This is a genomic window from Mycobacterium sp. SMC-4 (assembly GCF_025263265.1).
In the GTDB taxonomy this organism is placed as follows: Bacteria; Actinomycetota; Actinomycetes; order Mycobacteriales; family Mycobacteriaceae; genus Mycobacterium.
In genome coordinates, this window is sequence record NZ_CP079869.1 from 1883343 (window position 1) to 1905368 (window position 22026).

The following is a 22026-nucleotide window of genomic DNA, read 5'->3' on the forward strand; positions in this document are numbered from 1 at the left end:
CACTGTCCTTGGCCGACTACCCACCGAGGCTGCGCCTATCACGGCTGGCGGTGACGCTTCATCATCGAGACCTGGTGGTCCTGCACGGTCCGGCCCTCCTGGGGCGAGGCCGTCCAATGACCGTCGGCGCCCAGTTCCCAGCATCGGGTGCTGGGATCCATCGCCGATTCGAAGATGTCGTTCAACTGCGCGGCCAGTCGCGGATCCTTGACCTGCGCCATGACTTCCACGCGCCGATCCAGATTGCGGTGCATCATGTCGGCGCTGCCGATCCAGTACTCATCGATGGCGTGAAAGTGGATGACTCGTGAATGTTCGAGGAACCGTCCCAAGATGGAACGGACCGCAATGTTCTCCGAATAGTCGGCGGCGCCGGGACGCAGCGCGCAGATCCCGCGCACCACGACCTCCACGCGCACGCCTGCCTGCGATGCCCGGTACAGCGCATCGATGACCTGCTCGTCGACCAAGGCATTGGCCTTCAGCCGAATCCGGCCGTCGGCTCCGTTGCGGGTTGCCGCAATCTCACGTTCGATGCGCTCGATGATGCCTCTGCGCACCCCGTTCGGCGCGACCAGTAGGTTGCGGTAGGAATCCTTGCGCGAGTAGCCGGTCAGCGAGTTGAACAGGTCGGTCAGGTCGGCACCGATATCCGGTGCGGCGGTCAGCAGCCCGATGTCCTCGTAAAGGCGCGCGGTCTTCGGGTTGTAGTTTCCGGTGCCGACGTGGCAGTAGCGCCGGATCATCGAGCCCTCACGTCGCACCACCAGACACGTTTTGCAGTGTGTCTTCAGGCCGATCAAGCCGTAGACCACATGCACGCCTGCCTGCTCCAGTGCCCGCGCCCATTTGATGTTGGCCTGCTCGTCGAACCTGGCCTTGATCTCCACCAGAGCGACGACCTGCTTACCGGCCTCGGCCGCATCGATCAACGCGTTGACGATCGGTGAGTCACCGGAGGTGCGATACAGCGTCTGCTTGATCGCCAACACGTTCGGGTCGGCGGCGGCTTGCTCGATGAATCGCTGCACCGTGGTGGAGAACGAGTCGTAGGGGTGGTGGACGAGGACATCACCGTCACGCAGAGCGGCGAAAATGCTCTTCGGAGTTTCGCGCTCACCGAAGGCCGGCGGTGTGGCCGGCACGAACGGCGGGTCCTTCAACGCCGGTCGGTCCACCCCGTAGACCTGCCACAACGACGAGAGATCCAGCAACCCAGGCACTTCGACGACATCGCCAGGAGCCACGTCGAGCTCGCGCAGGAGCAGCTCCAGCATGCTCTCGGTCATGTCGTCGGAAACCTCCAAGCGCACCGGCGACCCGAACCGTCGACGCGCCAGCTCCCGCTCCAGGGCTTGCAGCAGGTCTTCGTCGCGGTCCTCTTCGACTTCGAAGTCGGCGTTGCGGGTGATGCGGAAGGCATGATGCTCGACGATCTCCAGCCCCGGGAACAGCACCGGCAGGAACGCCGCGATCAGTTCCTCCATCGGCAGGAAGCGCACCTCGCGCGCGCTGCCGTCGCGACCGGGAAGCTCCACGAAGCGGTCGACGTTGTCGGGCACCTTGATACGGGCGAAGTGTTGACCGCCATCGTCGGGGTGCCTGACGGTGATGGCCAGGTTCAGGCTCAGACCGCTGACAAATGGGAACGGGTGCGCGGGATCGACCGCCAACGGGGTCAGCACCGGGAAGACCTGCTCGTGGAAGTAGGTCGACAGTTGGGCCCGTTCACCGTCGTCGAGCTGCGCCCAGTTGACGATGACGATGCCCTCGGCGGCCAGGGCGGGGCGCACCGAGTCGAGAAATACGTGTGCGTGCCGACTGGCGATCTGCTGGGTCCGTTCACTGATCTGCCTGAGTTGCTCACGCGGTGACAGACCGTCGGCCGAGCGGACCGACAGGCCCATCTCGTCGCGACGCTTCAGGCCGGCGACGCGCACCATGTAGAACTCGTCGAGATTGGAGGCGAAGATCGCCAGGAACTTCGCGCGCTCCAACAGTGGAAGCGACTGATCGGCCGCCAGTGCGAGCACCCGGGAGTTGAAGTCCAACCAGCTCAGTTCCCGATTGAGGTAGCGATCGTCAGGCAGTGCATCCTCGACAGCGGGCGAGGTAGCCGCCGGCGGCGCCTCGGGCGTGGAATCGGTGGTGGCCACCGGGGGCAGCGCCACCTCCGAGTTCTGCGGCCGGGTTTGAGCTTCGGTCATGGCTTCGATGATTCCCTATCAACCCTGGGTGGGGCCAGCGCACCGAGTGATGTGCGCCAGACGTTCACCGTTGCGCGGCGACGGCCTTGGTTGTGGCGGGGCCGATGCCGATGTCTTGGGCGGCGCGCAGATCGTCCGGGGTGTCGATGTCGCAGCGCAGCCCGGGCCAATCCCCGTTGAGCTCGACCGCACCCGAACGTCGATGTCGCTGCGCCGAATCGACGCCGAACCGCGGATTCAGCGGCGCCGCGAACGCCAACAGCGCCGACGTCCCGCTGCCATGCCGGTCGGCGACGAAACTGCGACCGTGCTCTCGGCCCTGCGCGATCGCCTCGGTCAGCTCGAAAGCTTGCAGTGCCGGCAGATCCCCTTGGAGGACAACGATGTTGGGGCTGTCTCTGGCCGCTGCTTCGGCAGCGGCGATCAAGGCGTTGTTGAGCGGGTCGGCGTGCCCGTCGGGTGTCGGGTCGCTCAACACCCGAGCCCCGGACCGGGCGGCTGCTTCGGCGGCGACGCGGTCAGGGGTGACCACGACGACTGAATGCACCGCCGGCGCGGACACGGCCGCCGAGATGGTGTCGATCAGCATGGCGAGCACCACATCCTCGCGTCCCGCAGCCGAGAACATCGACGAGAGCCGCGTCTTGGCCGCCGTGAGCCGCTTCACCGCGATCACCACTCCGACGTCGGCGTGCTGCGCCCGCACTGGGACGGCCGTGGTGGGGTCGATGCCGCTCACGGTCGCCATCCTGCCAGCCGCGCCGGGGCCGTTACGCTGAAGCGGTGGTCGATGCGGCGGTGATGGGTGCCGGGGCGTGGGGAAGCGCCTTGGCCAAAGTGTTGGCAGATGCCGGGAACAACGTCACGCTGTGGGTCCGTCGTCCCGAACTGGCCGAGGAGATCAATCGCAGCCACCGCAACGCGGACTATCTCGATGTCGCCCTGCCGGAGAGCATCCGTGCCACCAGCGACCCCGCCGAGGCACTTGCCGGTGCATGCACCGTGTTGTTGGCGGTGCCCTCACAGACTTTGCGTCCCAACCTCGGTCAATGGCGGGAATTCATCGGTGCCGACGCGACGTTGGTCAGCCTGGCCAAGGGCATCGAGCTCGACACCCTGATGCGAATGAGTCAGGTGATCGTGGCCGTGACCGGGGCCGACCCGGGCCGGGTGGCGGTGGTCAGCGGACCGAACCTGGCCAGCGAGATCGCCGAGGAGCAGCCTGCAGCGACCGTGGTGGCCTGCTCGGACTCCGGGCGTGCGGTGGCGCTGCAACGCGCGCTGTCCACCAACTACCTCCGGCCCTACACCAATGCCGACGTCATCGGCGCAGAGATCGGCGGCGCGTGCAAGAACGTCATCGCACTGGCCTGCGGGATGGCCGCCGGTGTCGGTCTGGGGGAGAACACCGCCGCGGCGATCATCACCCGCGGCCTTGCCGAGATCATGCGGTTGGGCATCGCGCTGGGGGCCAAGCCCGCCACGTTGGCCGGACTGGCCGGCATCGGTGATCTGGTCGCCACCTGCATGTCGCCGCACTCGCGCAACCGCTCGTTCGGTCAGCGGCTGGGCAGTGGGGGCACCATGCAGGCAGCGCTGGAGGCTACCGGGGGACATGTCGCCGAAGGCGTCACGTCCTGCGTGTCGGTGTTGGCTTTGGCGTCGAGCTACGACGTCGAAATGCCGCTGACCGAGGCGGTGCACCGGGTCTGCCACAAGGGGCTCTCGGTCGACGAGGCTGTTGCGCTGCTGCTGGGGCGCACCACCAAACCGGAGTGAACCGTGCCCGGTTACCACGGTGACTCCACCCGCAGCGTCAAAGCCACCGACAACGACGCGTTTCCGGGTTCGCCGGTGGCGCCCTATCCGGTCCCGGCCGCGGCTTATCATCTCGGGTCCGCCGAGGACGATTCACTCGACACCTACGGGCGCCGCTCCAATCCGTCTTGGCGGCAACTCGAGGCAGCGCTTGCGCAGCTCGAAAGTGCTTCTGAAGCAGTCGCTTTCGGTTCGGGAATGGCTGCCCTGACAGCGGCGCTGCGGGTGCTCGTCGAGCCCGGTCACACGGTGGTCGTGCCTGCCGACGGCTACTACCAGGTCCGCGCCTACGCCCGGGAGTTCTTCGCCCCGCGCGGGGTGACCGTCGTCGAAGCGCCTTGTGCCCAGATGTGCGACGCGGCCGCCGGCGCCGATGTGGTGCTGGCCGAGACGCCGTCGAACCCCGCTCTGGATGTGGTGGATCTGCACCGGCTGGGGCTGATCTGCCGGTCCCGTGGGACCACATTGATCGTCGACAACACCACCGCAACACCACTGGGGCAGCAACCGTTGTCGCTGGGTGCCGACCTGGTGGTGGCCAGTGCCACCAAGGGACTGGCCGGCCACCACGACCTGTTGGCCGGATACGCGGCGGGCAACCATCCGGAACTGATGGAACGGTTGCGGACCGAGCGGCTGCACGCCGGGCCCGTGCTCGGCGCCTTCGAGGCGTGGCTGTTGCTGCGCAGCCTCGGGACGCTCGGCCTGCGTTTCGATCGGCAGTGCCAGAACGCCGCAGCGGTCGCGGTGATGTTGCGCACACATCCGGCGGTGCGGTCGGTGCGCTACCCGGGGTTGCCCGAAGATCCGTCGCACCCGGTGGCGTCGATCCAGATGCGACGCTTCGGCGGGATCGTGGCGATCGAACTGGCCGATGCCCACTGCGTGCACGAACTCGTCGACCGCAGCGAACTGCTGGTCGGGTCGACGAGTTTCGGCGGCATTCACAGCTCGGTCGACCGCCGCGCCAGATGGGGCGACGCGGTGCCGGCCGGATTTGCCCGAATCTCGCTGGGCATCGAAGACACCGATGACCTGCTGGCCGATATCGAGCAGGCGTTGCCGCGGGTTTGACCCGTATCGGCCCCGCTGCGTGACCGCACAGTTCGCGCCGGACGGTAGCCTCTGCGGTTGTGACTGCCCGCACCCGCGTCGCCGTGGTCTACGGAGGACGCAGTTCTGAGCACGCGATCTCGTGTGTCTCGGCCGGTAGCATCCTGCGCAACCTCGATCCGCAGCGCTTCGAGGTGACCGCGGTGGGTATCACCGCGGAGGGGGCCTGGGTGCTGACCGACGGCCGACCCGAGACCTTGGCCATCACCGACGGAAAGCTGCCTGCGGTCGCCGCGTCCTCGGGCACGGAGCTGACGTTGGCCGCCGACCCGCAGCGGCAAGGGCAGCTGGTGTCGCTGGGCGACAGGGCCGGTGCCCTGCTGGCCGCTGTCGACGTGGTCTTCCCGGTTCTGCACGGTCCCTACGGTGAGGACGGCACCATCCAGGGGCTGCTTGAGCTGGCCGGGGTGCCTTATGTGGGGGCAGGGGTGCTGGCCAGCGCGGTGGGCATGGACAAAGAGTTCACCAAGAAACTGCTGGCCGCCGACGGCTTGCCGGTCGGGGAGCACGTCGTACTGCGGCCCGGACGAGGCAACGTGTCGTTCGAAGAACGCGAGCGGCTGGGGCTTCCGGTGTTCGTCAAACCGGCCCGCGGTGGTTCGTCGATCGGTGTCAGCCGGGTCACGTCCTGGGATGAGCTGATCCCCGCGGTCGAGCTGGCCCGACGCCATGACCCGAAGGTCATCGTCGAAGCCGCCGTTGCCGGTCGCGAACTCGAGTGTGGTGTGCTGGAGTTCCCCGACGGACGGGTCGAGGCCAGCACTGTCGGCGAGATCCGGGTGGCCGGTGTCCGTGGCCGCGAGGACGGGTTCTATGACTTCGAGACCAAGTATCTGGCCGACGCCGCCGAGCTCGATGTCCCGGCCAAGGTCGACGACAGCGTCGCCGAGCAGATCCGCGCGCTGTCCGTGCGAGCGTTCTCGGCCATCGACGGTCAGGGGCTGGCCCGCGTCGACTTCTTCCTGACCCCGGGCGGGCCGGTCATCAACGAGATCAACACCATGCCCGGGTTCACCACGATCTCGATGTATCCGCAGATGTGGGCGGCCAGTGGGGTGGACTACCCGACCCTGCTGGCCACCATGGTCGACACTGCTCTCGCCCGCGGTACCGGCCTGCGGTGAGCACACCGGCCGACTAGCGTGGCGGTCCGGGGTCGATCCGACGTTCGGGTAGCGACTCGGTGATCGCCGCCGACAGCACTTGAATGGGTGTCGGACCCGACCCCGCGGGCAGGGTCAGCGCGACATACACCGGTCGGTCGACGGCGAACCAGGTGGTCCGGCCGTCGGCGGAGCCGTCGTCGGTGACCCGCAGCCAGGACACCGCATCGACCATCTGCAGCGGTACGCCCACGACGAACTCACCCGGCCGCGACAGCCCGCAACGCAGAATCACCGCCTCTCCACCGTCTGGGTGCTGCCAGGCCGCCGCCCCCGTCGGTGCGGGCTCGACCAACTCTGCGCGCTGATAGTCGCCGAGCTGTTCGGGCAGTGCGTCGAGCAGGGACCGACAATGCGGGTCCTGCGCCTGCGGCGCGGGAAGTGCGGCCACCGACACCGGCCCCGGCCCGCCAGGGCGCTGCAACACCGCGACGACGACAAGGACGGCCAGGACCGCACCCACTGCCACCACCAGCGCGGCGATCAGTGCCCCGCGCGGCGGCCCGTCCTCGGATCGACTCTCCACCGGCCAAACTCTAAAGCGGGCACCCCTCAGATCTGTGCGCCGGTGCCGATCGGGCAGGTGAGCGTGCGGGTGATGCCCGAGACCTGCGCGACGGTGGGCACCACGGTGGCCTTCAGCTCGGTGAGGTCTGCTGCGCTCACCCGCACCACGACGTCGTAGGGTCCCGTCACATACTCTGCCGACAGCACAGCGGTCAGGCCGGCAAGCTGCTTGGCGACGGTTTCGGCGCGGCCGACCTCGGTCTGGATCAGAACGAAAGCCTCGACCACGCCGTCATCCCTTTCGTCTGGCTGCATAGACTCCACGCCGCAGGGCCCAAACCTACCGCAGGTGGGGCCGGCGTTCAGGTCAGGAAGCCGACCGGAGGAGCTCATATGGCCGCCGACGAGCCTGACTCGACCCTGGCCCAGTCAGGGGAATTCGCCGTCATCGACCGGCTGGTCAGCGGTCGCCGCCAGCCGAGTTGGGTCTCCGTCGGGCCCGGAGACGACGCTGCGGTGGTCGCTGCTCCCGACGGCAGAACCGTGCTGTGCACCGACATGCTGGTGCAGGACCGGCACTTTCGGCTGGACTGGTCCTCGCCATACGATGTGGGACGAAAAGCCATCGCGCAGAACGCCGCTGACATCGAGGCGATGGGCGCGCGCGCCACGGCCTACGTCGTGGGTTTCGCCGCTCCTGCCGACACTGTGACTGCGCGGGCAGTCGAACTCGCCGACGGAATGTGGCGCGAAGCGGAATTGACCGGTGCCGCGGTGGTCGGAGGAGACATGGTCCAGGCTCCGCTGTGGGTGATCTCGGTGGCCGCGATAGGGGACCTCGAGGGGCGCGATCCGGTGCGACGCAGTGGCGCAGCGCCCGGCGACACCGTGGCCCTCTGCGGTGAACTCGGTCGATCTGCAGCCGGATATGCATTGTGGGACAACAAGGTCGATTCTTTCCCGGGGATTCTTCGACGTCACCTCGTGCCGGAACCGCCCTACGGTCAGGGCCGGGTCGCGGCGCAGTGGGGGGCTACGTCGATGATCGACGTCTCCGACGGACTGCTCGCCGATCTCGCCCACGTCACGGCGGCCTCCGATGTCCACATCGAGTTGGCCATCGACGCCCTGACCGACGATATCGACGCGGTCACCGGGGCAGCCCGGGCTGTCGGAGTCGACCCCCGACAGTGGGTGCTCGGCGGTGGGGAGGATCACGCGTTGGTGGCGACGTTCGCGGCGGAGCTGCCGCCCCGTTGGCGCAGGATCGGCACGGTGCTGCCCCGCGACGGCGCGGCCAGGTTGACCGTCGACGGCGCCCAGTGGGGTGGGGCGCCGGGGTGGCAGTCCTACTGACCGCTAAGTTGGCCTCTCGTGACCGCCCGTCCTCTCGCCGAACTGATCGATCCAGCGTGGGCTCGTGAGCTCGCTCCCGTCGAGGCCCAAGTCGCCGAGATGGGGGAGTTCCTGCGCGCGGAGTTGGCCGCAGGCCACCGTTACCTGCCCGCGGGGCCGAACGTGTTGCGAGCGTTCAGCTTTCCGTTTGACCGCGTGCGGGTACTCATCGTCGGGCAGGACCCCTATCCCACCCCGGGGCACGCGGTCGGTCTGAGCTTTTCGGTTGCACCCGACGTGCGTCCGCTACCCCGCAGCCTCGACAATATCTTCAAGGAATACTGCGAGGATCTGGGCTACCCGAAGCCGTCCAGCGGGGATCTGACGCCGTGGGCGCAGCAGGGCGTCATGTTGTTGAACCGGGTCTTGACCGTGCGCCCGGGAACCCCGGCTTCGCATCGCGGCAAAGGGTGGGAAGCGGTCACCGAGCGTGCCATCCGCGCCCTGGTGGCGCGCAGGCAGCCACTGGTTGCAGTGCTCTGGGGGCGAGACGCTGCCACCCTCAAGCCGATGTTGGAAGACACCCGCACGATCGAGTCGGCGCATCCGTCTCCGTTGTCGGCCTCACGGGGCTTCTTCGGTTCGCGACCGTTCAGCCGCGCGAACGACCTGTTGGAGCAGATGGGAGCCGAAATCGTCGACTGGCGGCTGCCCTGACGGCGCGGTGCGGGGGACCCGCTGAACGGGGCCGTCGCGGATCCCGCCGCGCCGTGCTGTGATCAGCCCACCGGGCTGGTGGTCACCTCGGGCAGGTTGATGTCCGGTGCCGGGATCTCGACGGTGCCCGGATCGTCAGCGGGCGGAGCCTGACCATCGGCGGGGGGAGCCGGCTCGGTCATCTCAGGCGGGGTCGTCTCGGTCATCTCGGGTGGAGTGGTCTCGGTCACCGTTTGCTCGGTGTCGTTGACCCGCTCCGGGTCCGTGGTGCCGTTGCCGTTGTCACCGCAGGCTGCGACCAGCCCCGCAGCGGCTAGAGCCCCGAATGCAGTGATCAATGCAGAACGCAGACCTCTACTGTTGCTCATGCTGTATGGCCGTATCCTTCCCGGCCGAACCCTGTGCCCGGCCTCAGGACTGCCCGTACCCGGCCAAACCGGTGCCAAACATGAGCCCGGCGACGAAGCTGCGAAGGCGCTTCAGCCGCGGGTGACCTTGCCCGCCTTCAGGCAGGACGTGCACACGTTGACCCGCTGCTTGTTCCCACCCGGCCGGGTCACCGCGCGCACGGACTGGATGTTCGGGTCCCACCGACGGCTGGTCCGGCGATGGGAGTGCGACACCGACTTGCCGAAGCCGGGGCCCTTCCCGCAGATCTCGCACACGGCAGCCATAGTGAAACTCCTCGAGTCAGTTCTTGGGGTCCGGGTCCTCGGCCACCGGCACGGCGGCGCGACCCGACAACCCGACCAGGATACCGATTGGGCCGCGGTAGCCAAAATTCGCGGCTCGGCCAGGTCGCGACCGGGCAGCGACCGGCACCGCCGACCGGTGTCCACAAGGCTGCAGTCGGGTCTTCAGCCCTGTCGGCGCGGCTGACTAGGCTGACGCCCACGGTGGCGTCGGTGCGACGCCTCTCGGTGTGCGGCGCGGCGATGTGGAGGTGGGATGGCGGCTCGGCGGCTTGATGCACCCGCGTTGCGGCGTTGGGCCCATACCGCGGTGGCCGACTTGATCGCCCACACCGACGAGATCAACCGACTCAACGTGTTTCCGGTCGCCGACGCCGACACGGGTACGAACATGCTGTTCACCATGCGTGCCGCGTGGGCGCAGGCCGACAGCCGCAGCGCCGTCGACGACGTCTCGGTGCTGGCTGCCGCGATGGCTGACGGAGCGCTGCGTGGTGCCCGCGGCAATTCCGGTGTCATCCTGTCGCAGATTTTGCGGGCCGTGGCAGACGTGACCAGCTCGGTGGCCGCCGATCGCGGTGGGGTGCTCGCCGACATCGACGGTGCCGTGCTCGCCGCCACGCTGCGGCACGCCGTGGGTCTGGTGGTCACCTCGATGGGCGAAGCGATAGCAGGCACCATCGTGTCGGTGCTGCAGGCCGCGGCATCGGCAGCCGAGGACGCCGCGGGCGCCCACGCCGAACTCAGGGATGTGGTCGCGTCGGCGTCGGAGGCCGCTGCCGAGGCACTGGAACGCACACCCAGTCAGCTCGATGTGCTCGCCCAGGCCGGGGTGGTCGATGCCGGCGGACGCGGGCTGTTGGTCCTGCTCGACGCCCTGAGCACCACATTGACCGGCCAGGCACCCCGGCGGCGCCGCTATGAACCGGCACCGGCAGGTCCGCCGGCGCCGGCGTGCACGGCGACCCCGCAGTTCGAGGTGATGTACCTGCTTGCCGGGTGTGACGCCGCCGGTGTCGACACGCTGCGCGCCCGGCTCGACGAGTTGGGCGACTCGGTGGCGATCGCCGCTTCCGGGGAGGATGCCGACCGCTATTCGGTCCACGTCCACGCCGACGACGCCGGCGCCGCGGTCGAGGCGGCGTTGGCTGTGGGAACCCCCAGCAACATCCAGATCACCTCGCTGCACGGCGGTGGCCATCGCGCCGGTGCCTGGAGCCGGGAGCGGGCGGTCCTGGCCCTCGTGGACGGAGACGGCGCCGAAGACTTGTTCGGCAAGGAGGGCGCGCAGGTGTTGCGACCCGATCCCGATGCCCCGATCAGTGCTCATCAACTGCTACACGCCCTGGTCAACACCGGTGCAGCGCAGGTGATGGTGTTGCCCAACGGATACGTGGCCGCCGAGGAACTGCTGGCCGGCTGGGCGGTCGCCTCCGAGTGGGGGATCGACATGGTCCCCGTCCCGACGGGATCGATGGTGCAGGGCCTGGCGGCACTGGCGGTTCACGAACCGGATCGCCCACTCGTCGACGACGGTTACACGATGGCGCGGGCGGCCGGCGCGGCCCGGTATGCGTCGGTACGCATGGCCACCGAGGAGGCGCTGACCTGGGCTGGTAGTTGCAAACCCGGCGACGGCCTGGGCATCGCCGGTGACGAGGTTGTCATCGTGGGCGACGATCTCGTCGCCGCCGGGGCAGGGCTGATCGACCTGATGCTGGCGGCCGGCGGCGAACTGGTGACCGTGTTGCTCGGACAGGGCGTCGAACCCCGCATCAGCGATGCGCTGGCCGAGCATGTCCACCGTCAGCACCCCGGCACCGAAATGGTGCGTTTTCACACCGGCCATCGGGGCGACGCGCTGCTGATCGGGGTCGAATGACATGGCGACGCTGGGTGACCGTCTCGACTTCGTGATCGGCCGCAAGGCCGCTGACCAGCTGGCCGAACACCTCGGGCTGCACACCGTCGACGATCTGCTGCGCTACTTCCCGCGCAAGTACAGCGATGCGATGACCGTGCGCGCCGAGGGGGAGGAACTCGACCTGGACGAGGGCGAGCACGTCACGTTCGTCGACGTCATCACCAAGGCCGAGAGGAAGTACACCAACCGGACCCCGAAGCGGGAATTCCTGGTGGTCACCCTCGGCAATCGGCGCCCGAAGGTCACCGCGACGTTCTTCAACCCGCGCTTCCTCAAAGGCAAACTCGTCGAAGGCACCAAGGTGATGCTCTCCGGTGTCGTCGGCTACTACCGCGGGGTGCTGCAGTTGACCCACCCGGCGTTCCTGGTGCTCGACGCGCCCGGGGGCCGCGCCATCGGAACCAAATCGCTGACGGCCATCGCCTCTGCTTCCGAAGCCACCGGCGAAGCCCTGCTCGCCGAGTTCGAGCGCGAGTTCTTCCCGATTTATCCCGCCCATGCCAAGGTGCAGACCTGGGATATCTACGCGTGCGTGCGCCAGCTGCTCGCGGTACTGGATCCGATCGCCGACCCGTTGCCGGATTGGTTTGTCCGCGAGCACGATCTGATGTCGGAGAACGATGCGTTGCGCGCGGTGCACCTGGCCGAAACCCAGCGCGACCGGGCCAGGGCGATCGACCGGTTGACCTATGACGAGGCAGTCGGGTTGCAGTGGGGTTTGGTTGTGCGCCGGCACCGCGAGCTACACGGCACCGGCCCGGTCGCACCGCCCCGCGACGACGGCCTGGCCGCTGCGATGAGCGCACAGCTGCCTTTCGCGCTGACCGCCGGGCAGCGCGAAGTCCTCACGGTATTGTCCGCTGAGCTGGCCACCGCACAACCCATGAACCGGATGCTGCAGGGTGAGGTCGGCTCCGGCAAGACCATCGTGGCGCTGCTGGCGATGCTGCAGATGATCGATGCGGGCTACCAGTGCGCACTGCTGGCGCCCACCGAAGTTCTTGCCGCCCAACATGCCCAGTCCATCCGCGCCATGCTCGGACCGCTTGGCATGGCGGGCCAGCTCGGGGGTTCGGACACTGGAACACATGTGGCGCTACTGACCGGTTCGATGTCGGCGCCGCATAAGCGTGAGGTGCGCGCCTCGGTCGCCTCCGGGCAGGCCGGCATCGTGATCGGCACACACGCGCTGCTGCAAGATGCCGTCGAGTTCGACAGGTTGGGAATGGTCGTCGTCGACGAGCAACACCGCTTTGGCGTCGAGCAACGAGATCGTTTGCGTGCCAAGGCTCCTGACGGAATCACGCCGCACTTGCTGGTGATGACCGCAACTCCGATCCCGCGGACGGTCGCGTTGACGGTCTACGGTGATCTGGAAACTTCCACGCTGCGGGAGCTTCCGAGGGGTCGACAACCGATCACCACCAACACCATCTTCGCCCGCCAGCAACCGAGCTGGCTCGATCGTGCCTGGTCGCGTATCGCCGAGGAGGTACGAGCGGGTCGGCAAGCCTATGTCGTGGCATCGCGCATCGACGAGGGGGACAAGCCCGGTCGGGTCGAGGACGCCGACACCACGCCCAAGAGCAACGACAAGCGCGCGAAAACGTCCAGCAGCACCGACCAACGAGATTCGGGCCCCCCGCCGGTGACCGTCGTCGAACTGTTCGCCCGGCTGCAGCGCGGCCCGCTGGCGGGGCTGCGGCTGGGACTCATGCACGGGCGACTGCCCAGCGACGAAAAAGACGCCGTGATGGCCGCTTTCCGCGCCGGCAATCTCGACGTTCTGGTATGTACGACCGTCATCGAGGTAGGCGTGGACGTACCCAATGCGACCGTCATGGTGGTGATGGACGCGGATCGCTTCGGCATCAGTCAGCTACACCAACTGCGGGGCCGCATCGGGCGCGGTCAGCATCCCAGCCTGTGTCTGCTGGCGACCAACCTTCCCGACTCGTCCAGGGCCGGACAACGGCTGCGCGCAGTGGCCGCGACGCTGGACGGTTTCGCGCTGGCCGACCTCGACCTGCAGGAGCGCAGCGAAGGTGACGTGCTGGGTTTGCACCAGTCGGGCCGGGCTGTCACGCTGCGGTTCCTGTCCCTGGCCCATCACCTCGAGATCATCCTGGCCGCGCGTGAACTGTGCCAGACCGTCTACGAAACCGATCCCGACGACCCGGGAATGGCCGCGCTGTCAGCGCCGTTCACCGTGACCGATCGGGTCCAATTCCTGGACATGTCATGAGCCGCAAGCACATTCTGTGGCTGGCGGTGGCCAGCGCGCTGTCGGTCATCGTCGCCTATCAGGTCACCACCAGCGCGCAACGGCCCTCGGAGTACATCGCGGCCGCCGAGGTGCCCGTCGTCGCGCCCGGTGTCGACGTGCTGGCCGGGATCGCCGAAATCGAGGCCCGAACCCGCAGTAGTGATTACCGCCGCGACGCCTTCGGTGAATCGTGGACTGATGCCACCACCGCGCCCGGTGGGTTCAACGGATGTGACACCCGAAACGACATCCTGGACCGGGATCTGGCCGACAAGACCTATGTGGCGATCTCGCGGTGCCCGACCGCGGTGGCCACCGGCACGCTGCGCGACCCGTACACCAGCGCCACGGTGGCGTTCGTGCGCGGTGCGCAGACCGGCGCGTCGGTCCAGATCGACCACATCGTGGCGCTGTCCTACGCCTGGGATCTGGGTGCACGCGACTGGACCGAAGAGATGCGGACCAGGTTCGCCAACGATCCGGCCAACCTGCTCGCCGTCGACGGCCCCACCAACCAGGACAAGGGTGACAAGGAGCCGGCGGCGTGGATGCCGCCGAACCAGGCGTTCCACTGTCAGTACGCGGTGCAGTACGTCGCGGTCCTGCGCGGCTACCGTCTGCCGGTCGACGCGCCGTCGGCCCGCGTGCTGCGGGAAGCCGCTCAGACCTGTCCGACCGGGTGAGTCGCTCAGGCCCCGGTGTAGGTGTCGGGATCGGGGCGGAACCGGGTGCCGTCATCGAGAGCGTTGAGCGTTGTCATCTGCTCGTCGGTCAGCTCGAAATCGAACACCTCGAGGTTGCTCTTGATGCGCTCGGGCGACGACGAGCGTGGGATGACGGAGTTGCCCAGCTGCACGCTCCACCGGATCAGCACCTGGGCCGGGGTCTTCCCGTGCGCCTCGGCCACACCGGTGACGGTGGCGTGATCCAGGAGGCGGCCGACTCCCAGCGGGCCGTAAGCCTGGGTGACGATGCCGTGCTCGGCGTTGACCGCGCGCAGCTCAGTCTGGTTGAGCAGCGGATGGAGTTCGATCTGATTCACCGCAGGGGTGAAGAAGGACAAGTTGATGATGTCGTCGAGATGGTGGGCATGGAAGTTGCACACGCCGATCGAGCGCGTGTCGCCGAGCTCCTTGGCCTTCATCATGCCGCCCCAGCTGTCGATGTACTTTCCCTGCTCACCGGCCGGCCAGTGGATCAGGTAGAGGTCGACGTAATCCAGGCCGAGCCGATCCAGGCTGGCCTTGAGCGCTTCCCGCGACGCACTGAAGCCCAGGTCTTGGGGCGAGAGCTTGGTGGTGACGAACACTTCCTCACGCGGTACGCCCGAAGCCCTGACCGCCCGGCCCACCGCGGCTTCGTTGCCGTAGGCCTCCGCGGTGTCGATCAGCCGGCAGCCGGCTTCCAGCGCGGCCGTGACGGCACGTTCGGTGTCGGGCTCTGAGAGCTCGGCGACGCCGAGGCCGATCACCGGCATCGTGTGATCGTCGTTGAGAGTCACGCTGGGGATCGAATCCGCCGAGGTCATGTCACCTTCTTCTCTGAAGTGGAACGCTCGCGAAGACTATATTGCCGCCAGATATACCGACCTAATCAGTGCCCGGCCGCGCGCCACGCCGTAGTCTGACGCCCACTGTGCGCCGGTGCGGCAGTTCGCGCAATCGCCGCCTCGAGAGCCGACTGATGGTTGTCCGAGGCTCGGCCAGAGGAGGAACAGATATGACCGCCGACCCGAGCACCCTGCGGCCCTCGGCAGTCAGACTCTCCCGCAAAGACACCGTGATCAACTCAGTTGCGGGGCTGACCCTGCGCGGCATGCCGCATATCCCGCACGGCCTCAAACGGCTCGCGCTGGGCGGGCGTGCGGTGGCCATCGACGGCAACACCCTGGACACCACCCTGCAGTTGATGCTGGCCGGCCAGCAGATGATGGGCATCGACGGACTCGTCGCCGACAATGACCCGGTGATCGCCAGAGCCAACCTGGAGGCGCTGTCGGCCAGTTTCCGGCAGCGCATCGCGGTGCCAGGGGTAAGCGAGCTCACAGTCGACGGCGGGCAGGGTCCCCGCCGCGCGCGGCACTACCGAACCGATGAACCCGACGCGCCACTGCTGCTGTTCTTCCACGGTGGTGGCCAAGTGATCGGCAGTATCGATTCACATGACGACCTGTGCCGTGAGATCTGTCGCACGGGTCGTCTCCACGTGCTGTCGGTCGACTACCGCCTGGCGCCCGAGCACAAGGCGCCGGCCGGCGCTCAGGACGCCTACGCGGCCTACCTTTGGGCGGTCGGGCATGCCACCGAACTCGGTGCCGACCCGCAGCGCATCGCCGTCGGTGGCGACAGCGCCGGAGCAAACCTCTCGGCGCTGGTGGCCTTGCGGGCACGGGACGAGCAGGCACCGCCCCCGGCGCTACAGCTGCTGCTCTACCCGGTCACCGACTACTCCTGCCATACCCGCTCCAAGACGCTGTTCGCCCGTGGGTTCTTCCTCACCCAGCACGATCTCGACTGGTTCACCTCCCGATTTCTCGACGGTTCCGGCCTGTCTGCCGATGATCCGCAGGTGTCTCCGCTGCTGGCCGACGACCTGTCGGGACTGGCCCCAGCGTTGCTGGTGACGGCCGGTTTCGACCCGCTGCGCGACGAGGGGCGGCTCTACGCCGAGGCGTTGCGCGTCGCAGGCACCCCGGTCGACCTGCGTGAATATGGCTCACTCGTGCACGGGTTCGCCAACTTCTTCCCGTTGGGCGGCGACAGTGTCACCGCGATGGCCGAGATCATCTCAGCACTGCGGGCGCATCTGAGCCACGTGGGATAGGACCCTCGGGGACGCCGGTACGCTGTGCTCGTGGCGACCAAACCCAAGAAGAACGCACGGTATGACCTGAAGGCGGCCGACCGTAAGCGCAATCTGTTCGTACAGATCGGTCTGACGTCGGTCGTGGTCCTCTTCGCCGTCGCTCTGGTCCTCTACATCGTGATGTCGGCCGACGAGAAGCCCACCGCCGGGGAGACGAAGTCGGTGCGGGTGGCCTCGGCCAGTCTGATCACCAACGAGGGCACCGACGAGCCGAAGGCCGTGGTGTCGATGTACGAGGACTTCCTGTGCCCGCACTGCGGGCTCTTCGAGCAGCAGTTCGGTCCCACAATCAGCCGGCTCGTCGATTCCGGCGCCATCGCCGCCGACTACTACATGGTCGGGATCATGGACCGGCCACAGAACCGGAACTACTCGTCGCGGGCCGGCGGGGCGGCCTACTGTGTGGCAGACGAGTCGGTCGACGCGTTCCGCCGCTTCCACGCCGCGCTCTACGCCCAGCAGCCCGGTGAGGTCGGCGGGGCCTACCCCGACAACGCTCGGCTCATCGAGGTGGCCCGGCAGGCCGGTGTGGCCGGAACTGTGCCCGACTGCATCAACAAGGGCACCTACGTGGAGATGGTCCGCGGGCTGGCGGCAGCCACCGACATCCAGGCGACTCCGACGGTGCGCATCAACGGCGAGGACTACCAGTACAGCACCCCGGATGCGCTGGTCGACAAGATCAAGGAAATCGTCGGCGACGTGCCCGGCCTGGAGGCGGCACCCCCTGCGGCTGATCCGGTTCCCGCGTCATGACCGTCTCCGCGACCGAAGCCGTCGACTCGACCGACACGTCGGTCGAGAAGCCGACGCCGGCCGCGGTCCCGCGCAGCAGCGCGTTGTGGGTGCTCGTGGCCGGGGTCGTGGGCCTGGCATCGGCACTGGCCCTGACGATCGAGCGCATCGAACTGCTGATCAACCCGGACTACATCCCGACGTGCAGCATCAACCCGGTGTTGTCCTGCGGGTCGGTGATGATCACCCCGCAGGCCTCGTTGTTCGGGTTCCCGAACCCGTTGCTCGGCATCGTGGCGTTCACCATCGTGGTCGTTACCGGCGTGCTCGCGTTGGCCAACGTGGCGCTGCCGCGCTGGTACTGGGCCGGTCTGGCCGGCGGCACGCTGCTGGGCGCCGTCCTGGTGCATTGGCTGATCTTCCAGAGCCTGTACCGGATCGGTGCGCTGTGCCCGTACTGCATGGTGGTCTGGGCGGTGACCATCCCGCTCCTGGTGGTCACCACGGTGCTGGCAGTGCGTCCGCAGCTGTCCGGCAGCGCCGTGGTCAGGGCGCTGTACACCTGGCGCTGGTCGCTGGTCACGCTGTGGTTCACCGCGGTGGCGCTGCTGGCCCTGGAGCGATTCTGGAGCTTCTGGTCGACTCTGATTTGATGACGATCCGACGACGGTTAAGGTGAACCGTGACCGGTCGGATCTCCAAAGTCCTTGTCGCCAATCGTGGTGAGATCGCCATCCGTGCGTTCCGGGCCGCCTACGAGATGGGTATCGCGACCGTTGCGGTCTATCCCCACGAGGACCGCAACTCGTTGCACCGGCTCAAGGCCGACGAGTCCTACCAGATCGGGGAGCCCGGCCATCCGGTCCGGGCCTACCTGTCGGTCGAGGAGATCATGCGGGTGGCCACCGAGGCCGGCGCCGATGCGATCTACCCCGGATACGGGTTCATGTCGGAGAACCCCGAGCTCGCGGCCGCGTGCGCCGCGGCCGGAATCACCTTCGTCGGGCCCGGCGCAGACGTCCTGGAGCTGACCGGAAACAAGTCGCGGGCCATCGCCGCGGCGCGCGCGGCGGGGCTGCCCGTGTTGGCGTCCTCAGAACCCTCGGCCTCGCCCGAGGACTTGCTGGCCGCCGCCGAGGCGATGGAGTTCCCGGTGTTCGTCAAAGCCGTCTCCGGCGGCGGCGGTCGTGGGATGCGCCGGGTCACCGAGCGAGGCGCACTGGCCGAAGCCATCGAGGCCGCCAGCAGGGAGGCCGAATCGGCATTCGGAGATCCGACGGTCTACCTCGAACAGGCGGTACTGCGCCCGCGCCACATCGAGGTCCAGATCCTTGCCGACAACACCGGTGACGTGATGCACCTGTTCGAACGCGACTGCAGTGTGCAGCGCCGCCACCAGAAGGTGATCGAGCTTGCCCCGGCGCCCAACCTCGCCCCGGAGTTGCGGGCCCGGATCTGCGACGACGCCGTCGCTTTCGCCCGCCAGATCGGCTACACCTGCGCCGGCACCGTGGAGTTCCTGCTCGACGAACGCGGGCACCATGTCTTCATCGAGTGCAACCCGCGCATCCAGGTCGAACACACCGTCACCGAGGAGATCACCGACGTCGACCTGGTCGCCTCCCAGCTGCGCATCGCCTCCGGGGAGACGCTGGCCGACCTCGGACTGAGCCAGGACATGCTGACGGCGCCCCGGGGATTCGCCATGCAGTGCCGGATCACCACCGAAGACCCTGCCAACGGGTTCCGTCCCGACACCGGCCGTATCACCGCCTACCGCTCGCCGGGAGGTGCCGGCATCCGGCTGGACGGGGGCACCCATCTGGGTGCCGAGATCGGCGCTCATTTCGACTCCATGCTGGTCAAACTCACCTGTCGCGGAAGAGACTTCGACGCAGCAGTGAAGCGGGCCCACCGGGCTCTGGCCGAGTTCCGGGTGCGTGGCGTATCGACCAACATCCCGTTTTTGCAGGCCGTCATCGACGACGCCGACTTCCGCGCCGGTCACATCAACACGTCGTTCATCGATGACCGGCCCTACCTGCTGACCGCGCGCACGACCGCCGACCGCGGCACCAAGATCCTGAACTACTTGGCCGACGTCACCGTCAACCAGCAGCATGGTCAGCGGCCCTCGTCGGTGTATCCGCAGGACAAGCTGCCCGAGATCGACCTCGACAGCATGCCGCCGCGCGGGAGCAAACACCTGCTCTCCGAGGTGGGTCCAGAGGCCTTCGCCCGATGGATGCGGGAATCCCGGTCGGTCGGGGTGACCGACACGACCTTCCGTGACGCGCACCAGTCGTTGCTGGCCACCCGGATCCGCACCTCCGGTCTGTTGATGGTCGCGCCCTACATCGCGCGGATGACCCCGCAGCTGCTGTCGATCGAATGCTGGGGTGGGGCGACATACGATGTGGCACTTCGGTTTCTGAAGGAAGATCCGTGGGAACGGCTGGCTGCGCTGCGTGAGGCGGTACCCAACATCTGTCTGCAGATGCTGCTGCGGGGCCGTAACACCGTGGGCTACACGCCCTATCCGGAGTCGGTCACCCACGCGTTCGTTGCCGAAGCGACGGCAACGGGTATCGATATCTACCGAATCTTCGATGCGCTCAACAACGTCGATTCGATGCGCCCGGCCATCGACGCTGTGCGCGAGACCGGCACCGCGGTTGCCGAAGTGGCGATGAGTTACACCGGTGACCTGTCGGATCCCGCCGAGAACCTGTACACGCTGGACTACTACCTCAAGCTCGCCGAGCAGATCGTCGACGCGGGCGCCCACGTGCTGGCGATCAAGGACATGGCCGGCCTGTTACGACCTCCCGCCGCGGCCACCCTCGTCAGCGCCTTGCGTAGCCGCTTCGACCTGCCGGTGCATGTGCACACCCACGACACCCCGGGGGGTCAGCTGGCCACGTATCTGGCGGCCTGGCAGGCAGGAGCGAGCGCCGTGGACGGGGCGTCGGCGCCGATGGCGGGCACCACCAGCCAGCCCGCGCTGAGCTCCATCGTGGCCGCCGCGGCGCACACCGAGTACGACACCGGCCTGGCGCTGCCTGCGGTGTGCGACCTGGAGCCGTTCTGGGAAGCGCTGCGAAAGGTGTACGCGCCCTTCGACGTTGCGGCTTCCGGCCCGCCCACCCCGACCGGGCGGGTGTACCGGCACGAGATACCGGGCGGTCAGCTGTCCAACCTTCGGCAGCAGGCGATCGCGCTGGGCCTCGGGGACCGATTCGAGGACATCGAAGAGGCCTATGCCGGCGCTGACCGCGTCCTGGGCCGCCTGGTCAAGGTGACGCCGTCCTCGAAGGTCGTCGGCGATCTGGCGCTGGCCCTGGTGGGTGCGGGCATCACCGCCGACGAGTTCGCCACCGAGCCGGACCGATTCGACATCCCCGACTCGGTGATCGGTTTCCTACGGGGTGAACTCGGCGATCCGCCGGGTGGCTGGCCCGAACCGTTGCGCAGCAAGGCGCTGGCCGGTCGCGCGCCGGCCAAGCCGCCGACCGAGTTGACCTCCGATGACGAGGAGTTGCTGTCCCAGACCGGGCCGAAACGGCAGGCCGCCCTCAACCGGCTGTTGTTCCCCGGGCCCACCAAGGAATTCGAAGCCCACCGCGAGCTCTATGGTGATACGTCGAGTCTGTCGGCCAACCAGTTCTTCTACGGCCTGCGTCACGGCGAGGAACACCGCGTCACGCTCGAACGCGGGGTCGAGCTGATCATCGGCCTAGAAGCCATCTCCGATCCCGACGAGCGCGGCATGCGCACGGTCATGTGCATCATCAACGGCCAGCTGCGCCCGGTGGTGGTCCGCGACCGCAATGTCGCCAGCGAGGTGCCGGTAGCCGAGAAGGCCGATCGCAAGAACCCCGACCATGTTGCCGCACCGTTCGCCGGCGTCGTGAGTGTCAATGTCGCAGAAGGGGAGAGCGTCAGCGCCGGGCAGACCATTGCCACCATCGAGGCGATGAAGATGGAGGCGGCGATCACCGCGCCCAAGGCAGGGACGGTCGAGCGGGTCGCGGTGGCGGGCACCGCGCAGGTCGAAGGGGGCGACCTGCTGGTGGTGGTGAGCTGAGTCGCATCGTCGCCGGCAGGTTCGGAGGGCGACGAATCGTGGTGCCGCAGCACAAATCCGGACGCGGCACCCGGCCCACCACCGACCGGGTCCGCGAATCGCTGTTCAACCTGCTCTCGGCTCGACTCGACTTCGCAGGCCTGCGGGTGCTCGACCTCTACGCGGGTAGCGGTGCGCTGGGCCTGGAGGCGCTGTCACGTGGCGCCGCGTCGGCACTGTTCGTCGAAGCCGACGGCCGGGCCGCGGCGGTCATCGAACGCAACATCGCCGCGTTGGGTGTCGACGGCGCGGTGGTGCGGCGCGGTGCCGTGGCCGCGGTGCTGGCCGGTGCGCCCGGCCGGCCGGCAGATCTGGTGTTTGCCGACCCACCGTATGAGCTGTCCAACGCCGAAGTCGAGGCGACGTTGACGGCGCTGACCGACAACGGGTGGGCCGCGTCCGGCGGCGTCGCGGTCGTCGAGCGGCCGGCCGGCGGTGTCGAACTGACCTGGCCGCAGCAGTGGTCGGTGTGGAAATCCCGCCGCTATGGCGACACCCGCATCGAACTCGCGCAGCGCCGCTGACCCTCAGTGGGCCACCGCGACGTGCTGCTAGCGT

Annotated in this window: 20 protein-coding genes; 13 read left to right on the forward strand and 7 right to left on the reverse strand. The window is 67.9% G+C overall.

Translation table 11 applies throughout. The features are described from left to right. Positions 1 to 38: 38 nt before the first annotated feature. Both KXD98_RS09100 and cofC read right to left on the reverse strand, forming a co-directional pair. A complete protein-coding gene (locus tag KXD98_RS09100) occupies positions 39 to 2207 on the reverse strand; it encodes an RNA degradosome polyphosphate kinase (protein ID WP_260763469.1) in 2169 nt (722 codons plus the stop codon). A gap of 64 nt (positions 2208 to 2271) precedes the next feature. Beyond that, the gene (gene cofC, locus KXD98_RS09105; protein WP_396882765.1) at positions 2272 to 2955 is read right to left on the reverse strand and encodes a 2-phospho-L-lactate guanylyltransferase; all 684 of its coding nucleotides are present in this window, start codon (positions 2953 to 2955) and stop codon (positions 2272 to 2274) included. Positions 2956 to 3008: 53 nt separating this feature from the next. Between cofC and KXD98_RS09110 the strand changes: the two genes are divergently transcribed. From KXD98_RS09110 to KXD98_RS09120, 3 genes are read left to right on the forward strand one after another with little or no spacing between them, the layout of a single operon-like run. Next, positions 3009 to 3986, forward strand: a complete 978-nt coding sequence (locus tag KXD98_RS09110; protein ID WP_260765088.1) for an NAD(P)H-dependent glycerol-3-phosphate dehydrogenase — start codon at positions 3009 to 3011, stop codon at positions 3984 to 3986. A gap of 3 nt (positions 3987 to 3989) precedes the next feature. Continuing rightward, positions 3990 to 5099, forward strand: a complete 1110-nt coding sequence (locus KXD98_RS09115) for a cystathionine gamma-lyase (RefSeq protein WP_260763473.1) — start codon at positions 3990 to 3992, stop codon at positions 5097 to 5099. 59 nt (positions 5100 to 5158) lie between these two features. Further along, positions 5159 to 6262 (forward strand): D-alanine--D-alanine ligase family protein, encoded by a 1104-nt coding sequence (locus KXD98_RS09120; protein ID WP_260763476.1) that lies wholly within the window; start codon positions 5159 to 5161, stop codon positions 6260 to 6262. A 13-nt stretch (positions 6263 to 6275) separates the two neighbouring features. Here the strand turns inward: KXD98_RS09120 and KXD98_RS09125 are convergent, their stop codons facing one another. Beyond that, positions 6276 to 6827 (reverse strand): DUF3515 domain-containing protein, encoded by a 552-nt coding sequence (locus tag KXD98_RS09125; protein ID WP_260763478.1) that lies wholly within the window; start codon positions 6825 to 6827, stop codon positions 6276 to 6278. 26 nt (positions 6828 to 6853) lie between these two features. After that, complete coding sequence (locus KXD98_RS09130; protein ID WP_260763480.1) at positions 6854 to 7096, reverse strand: Lrp/AsnC ligand binding domain-containing protein; 243 nt, start codon at positions 7094 to 7096, stop codon at positions 6854 to 6856. Positions 7097 to 7201: 105 nt separating this feature from the next. Between KXD98_RS09130 and KXD98_RS09135 the strand changes: the two genes are divergently transcribed. Together KXD98_RS09135 and KXD98_RS09140 are read left to right on the forward strand one after the other, a co-directional pair. Further along, positions 7202 to 8164: a thiamine-phosphate kinase gene (locus KXD98_RS09135; protein WP_260763481.1), complete on the forward strand. Its 963-nt coding sequence runs from the start codon at positions 7202 to 7204 to the stop codon at positions 8162 to 8164. A gap of 18 nt (positions 8165 to 8182) precedes the next feature. Further along, positions 8183 to 8860: a uracil-DNA glycosylase gene (locus tag KXD98_RS09140; RefSeq protein ID WP_260763484.1), complete on the forward strand. Its 678-nt coding sequence runs from the start codon at positions 8183 to 8185 to the stop codon at positions 8858 to 8860. Between the two features lie 62 nt (positions 8861 to 8922). Here the strand turns inward: KXD98_RS09140 and KXD98_RS09145 are convergent, their stop codons facing one another. Together KXD98_RS09145 and rpmB are read right to left on the reverse strand one after the other, a co-directional pair. Continuing rightward, complete coding sequence (locus KXD98_RS09145) at positions 8923 to 9228, reverse strand: hypothetical protein (protein WP_260763486.1); 306 nt, start codon at positions 9226 to 9228, stop codon at positions 8923 to 8925. Positions 9229 to 9339: 111 nt separating this feature from the next. After that, positions 9340 to 9534 (reverse strand): 50S ribosomal protein L28, encoded by a 195-nt coding sequence (gene rpmB / locus KXD98_RS09150; RefSeq protein WP_260763489.1) that lies wholly within the window; start codon positions 9532 to 9534, stop codon positions 9340 to 9342. A gap of 274 nt (positions 9535 to 9808) precedes the next feature. Here rpmB and KXD98_RS09155 point away from each other — a divergent pair, with 274 nt between their 5' ends. Genes KXD98_RS09155 through KXD98_RS09165 form a run of 3 tightly spaced genes read left to right on the forward strand, consistent with a single transcriptional unit; the run spans position 9809 to position 14425 of the window. Further along, positions 9809 to 11434 (forward strand): DAK2 domain-containing protein, encoded by a 1626-nt coding sequence (locus tag KXD98_RS09155; RefSeq protein WP_260763490.1) that lies wholly within the window; start codon positions 9809 to 9811, stop codon positions 11432 to 11434. A gap of 1 nt (position 11435) precedes the next feature. After that, complete coding sequence (gene recG / locus KXD98_RS09160; protein WP_260763493.1) at positions 11436 to 13721, forward strand: ATP-dependent DNA helicase RecG; 2286 nt, start codon at positions 11436 to 11438, stop codon at positions 13719 to 13721. Continuing rightward, on the forward strand, positions 13718 to 14425 hold the full coding sequence (locus tag KXD98_RS09165; RefSeq protein ID WP_260763495.1) for an HNH endonuclease family protein: 708 nt from the start codon (positions 13718 to 13720) through the stop codon (positions 14423 to 14425). Before recG ends, KXD98_RS09165 begins: the two co-directional genes overlap by 4 nt. Positions 14426 to 14430: 5 nt before the next feature. Here the strand turns inward: KXD98_RS09165 and KXD98_RS09170 are convergent, their stop codons facing one another. Next, positions 14431 to 15270, reverse strand: a complete 840-nt coding sequence (locus tag KXD98_RS09170; RefSeq protein WP_260763496.1) for an aldo/keto reductase — start codon at positions 15268 to 15270, stop codon at positions 14431 to 14433. 191 nt (positions 15271 to 15461) lie between these two features. Between KXD98_RS09170 and KXD98_RS09175 the strand changes: the two genes are divergently transcribed. The 5 genes from KXD98_RS09175 to rsmD are packed head-to-tail and all read left to right on the forward strand — an operon-like array spanning position 15462 to position 21992. Further along, complete coding sequence (locus KXD98_RS09175; protein ID WP_260763498.1) at positions 15462 to 16565, forward strand: alpha/beta hydrolase; 1104 nt, start codon at positions 15462 to 15464, stop codon at positions 16563 to 16565. Positions 16566 to 16595: 30 nt separating this feature from the next. Next, entirely contained in the window at positions 16596 to 17363 is a 768-nt protein-coding gene (locus tag KXD98_RS09180) for a DsbA family protein (RefSeq protein WP_260763500.1), read from the forward strand. After that, the gene (locus KXD98_RS09185) at positions 17360 to 17995 is read left to right on the forward strand and encodes a vitamin K epoxide reductase family protein (RefSeq protein WP_260763502.1); all 636 of its coding nucleotides are present in this window, start codon (positions 17360 to 17362) and stop codon (positions 17993 to 17995) included. The genes KXD98_RS09180 and KXD98_RS09185 overlap by 4 nt, the downstream gene beginning before the upstream one ends. 41 nt (positions 17996 to 18036) lie before the next feature. Continuing rightward, on the forward strand, positions 18037 to 21429 hold the full coding sequence (locus tag KXD98_RS09190; RefSeq protein ID WP_260765089.1) for a pyruvate carboxylase: 3393 nt from the start codon (positions 18037 to 18039) through the stop codon (positions 21427 to 21429). Further along, positions 21426 to 21992, forward strand: a complete 567-nt coding sequence (gene rsmD / locus KXD98_RS09195) for a 16S rRNA (guanine(966)-N(2))-methyltransferase RsmD (protein ID WP_260765090.1) — start codon at positions 21426 to 21428, stop codon at positions 21990 to 21992. Before KXD98_RS09190 ends, rsmD begins: the two co-directional genes overlap by 4 nt. Positions 21993 to 22026: the final 34 nt, after the last annotated feature.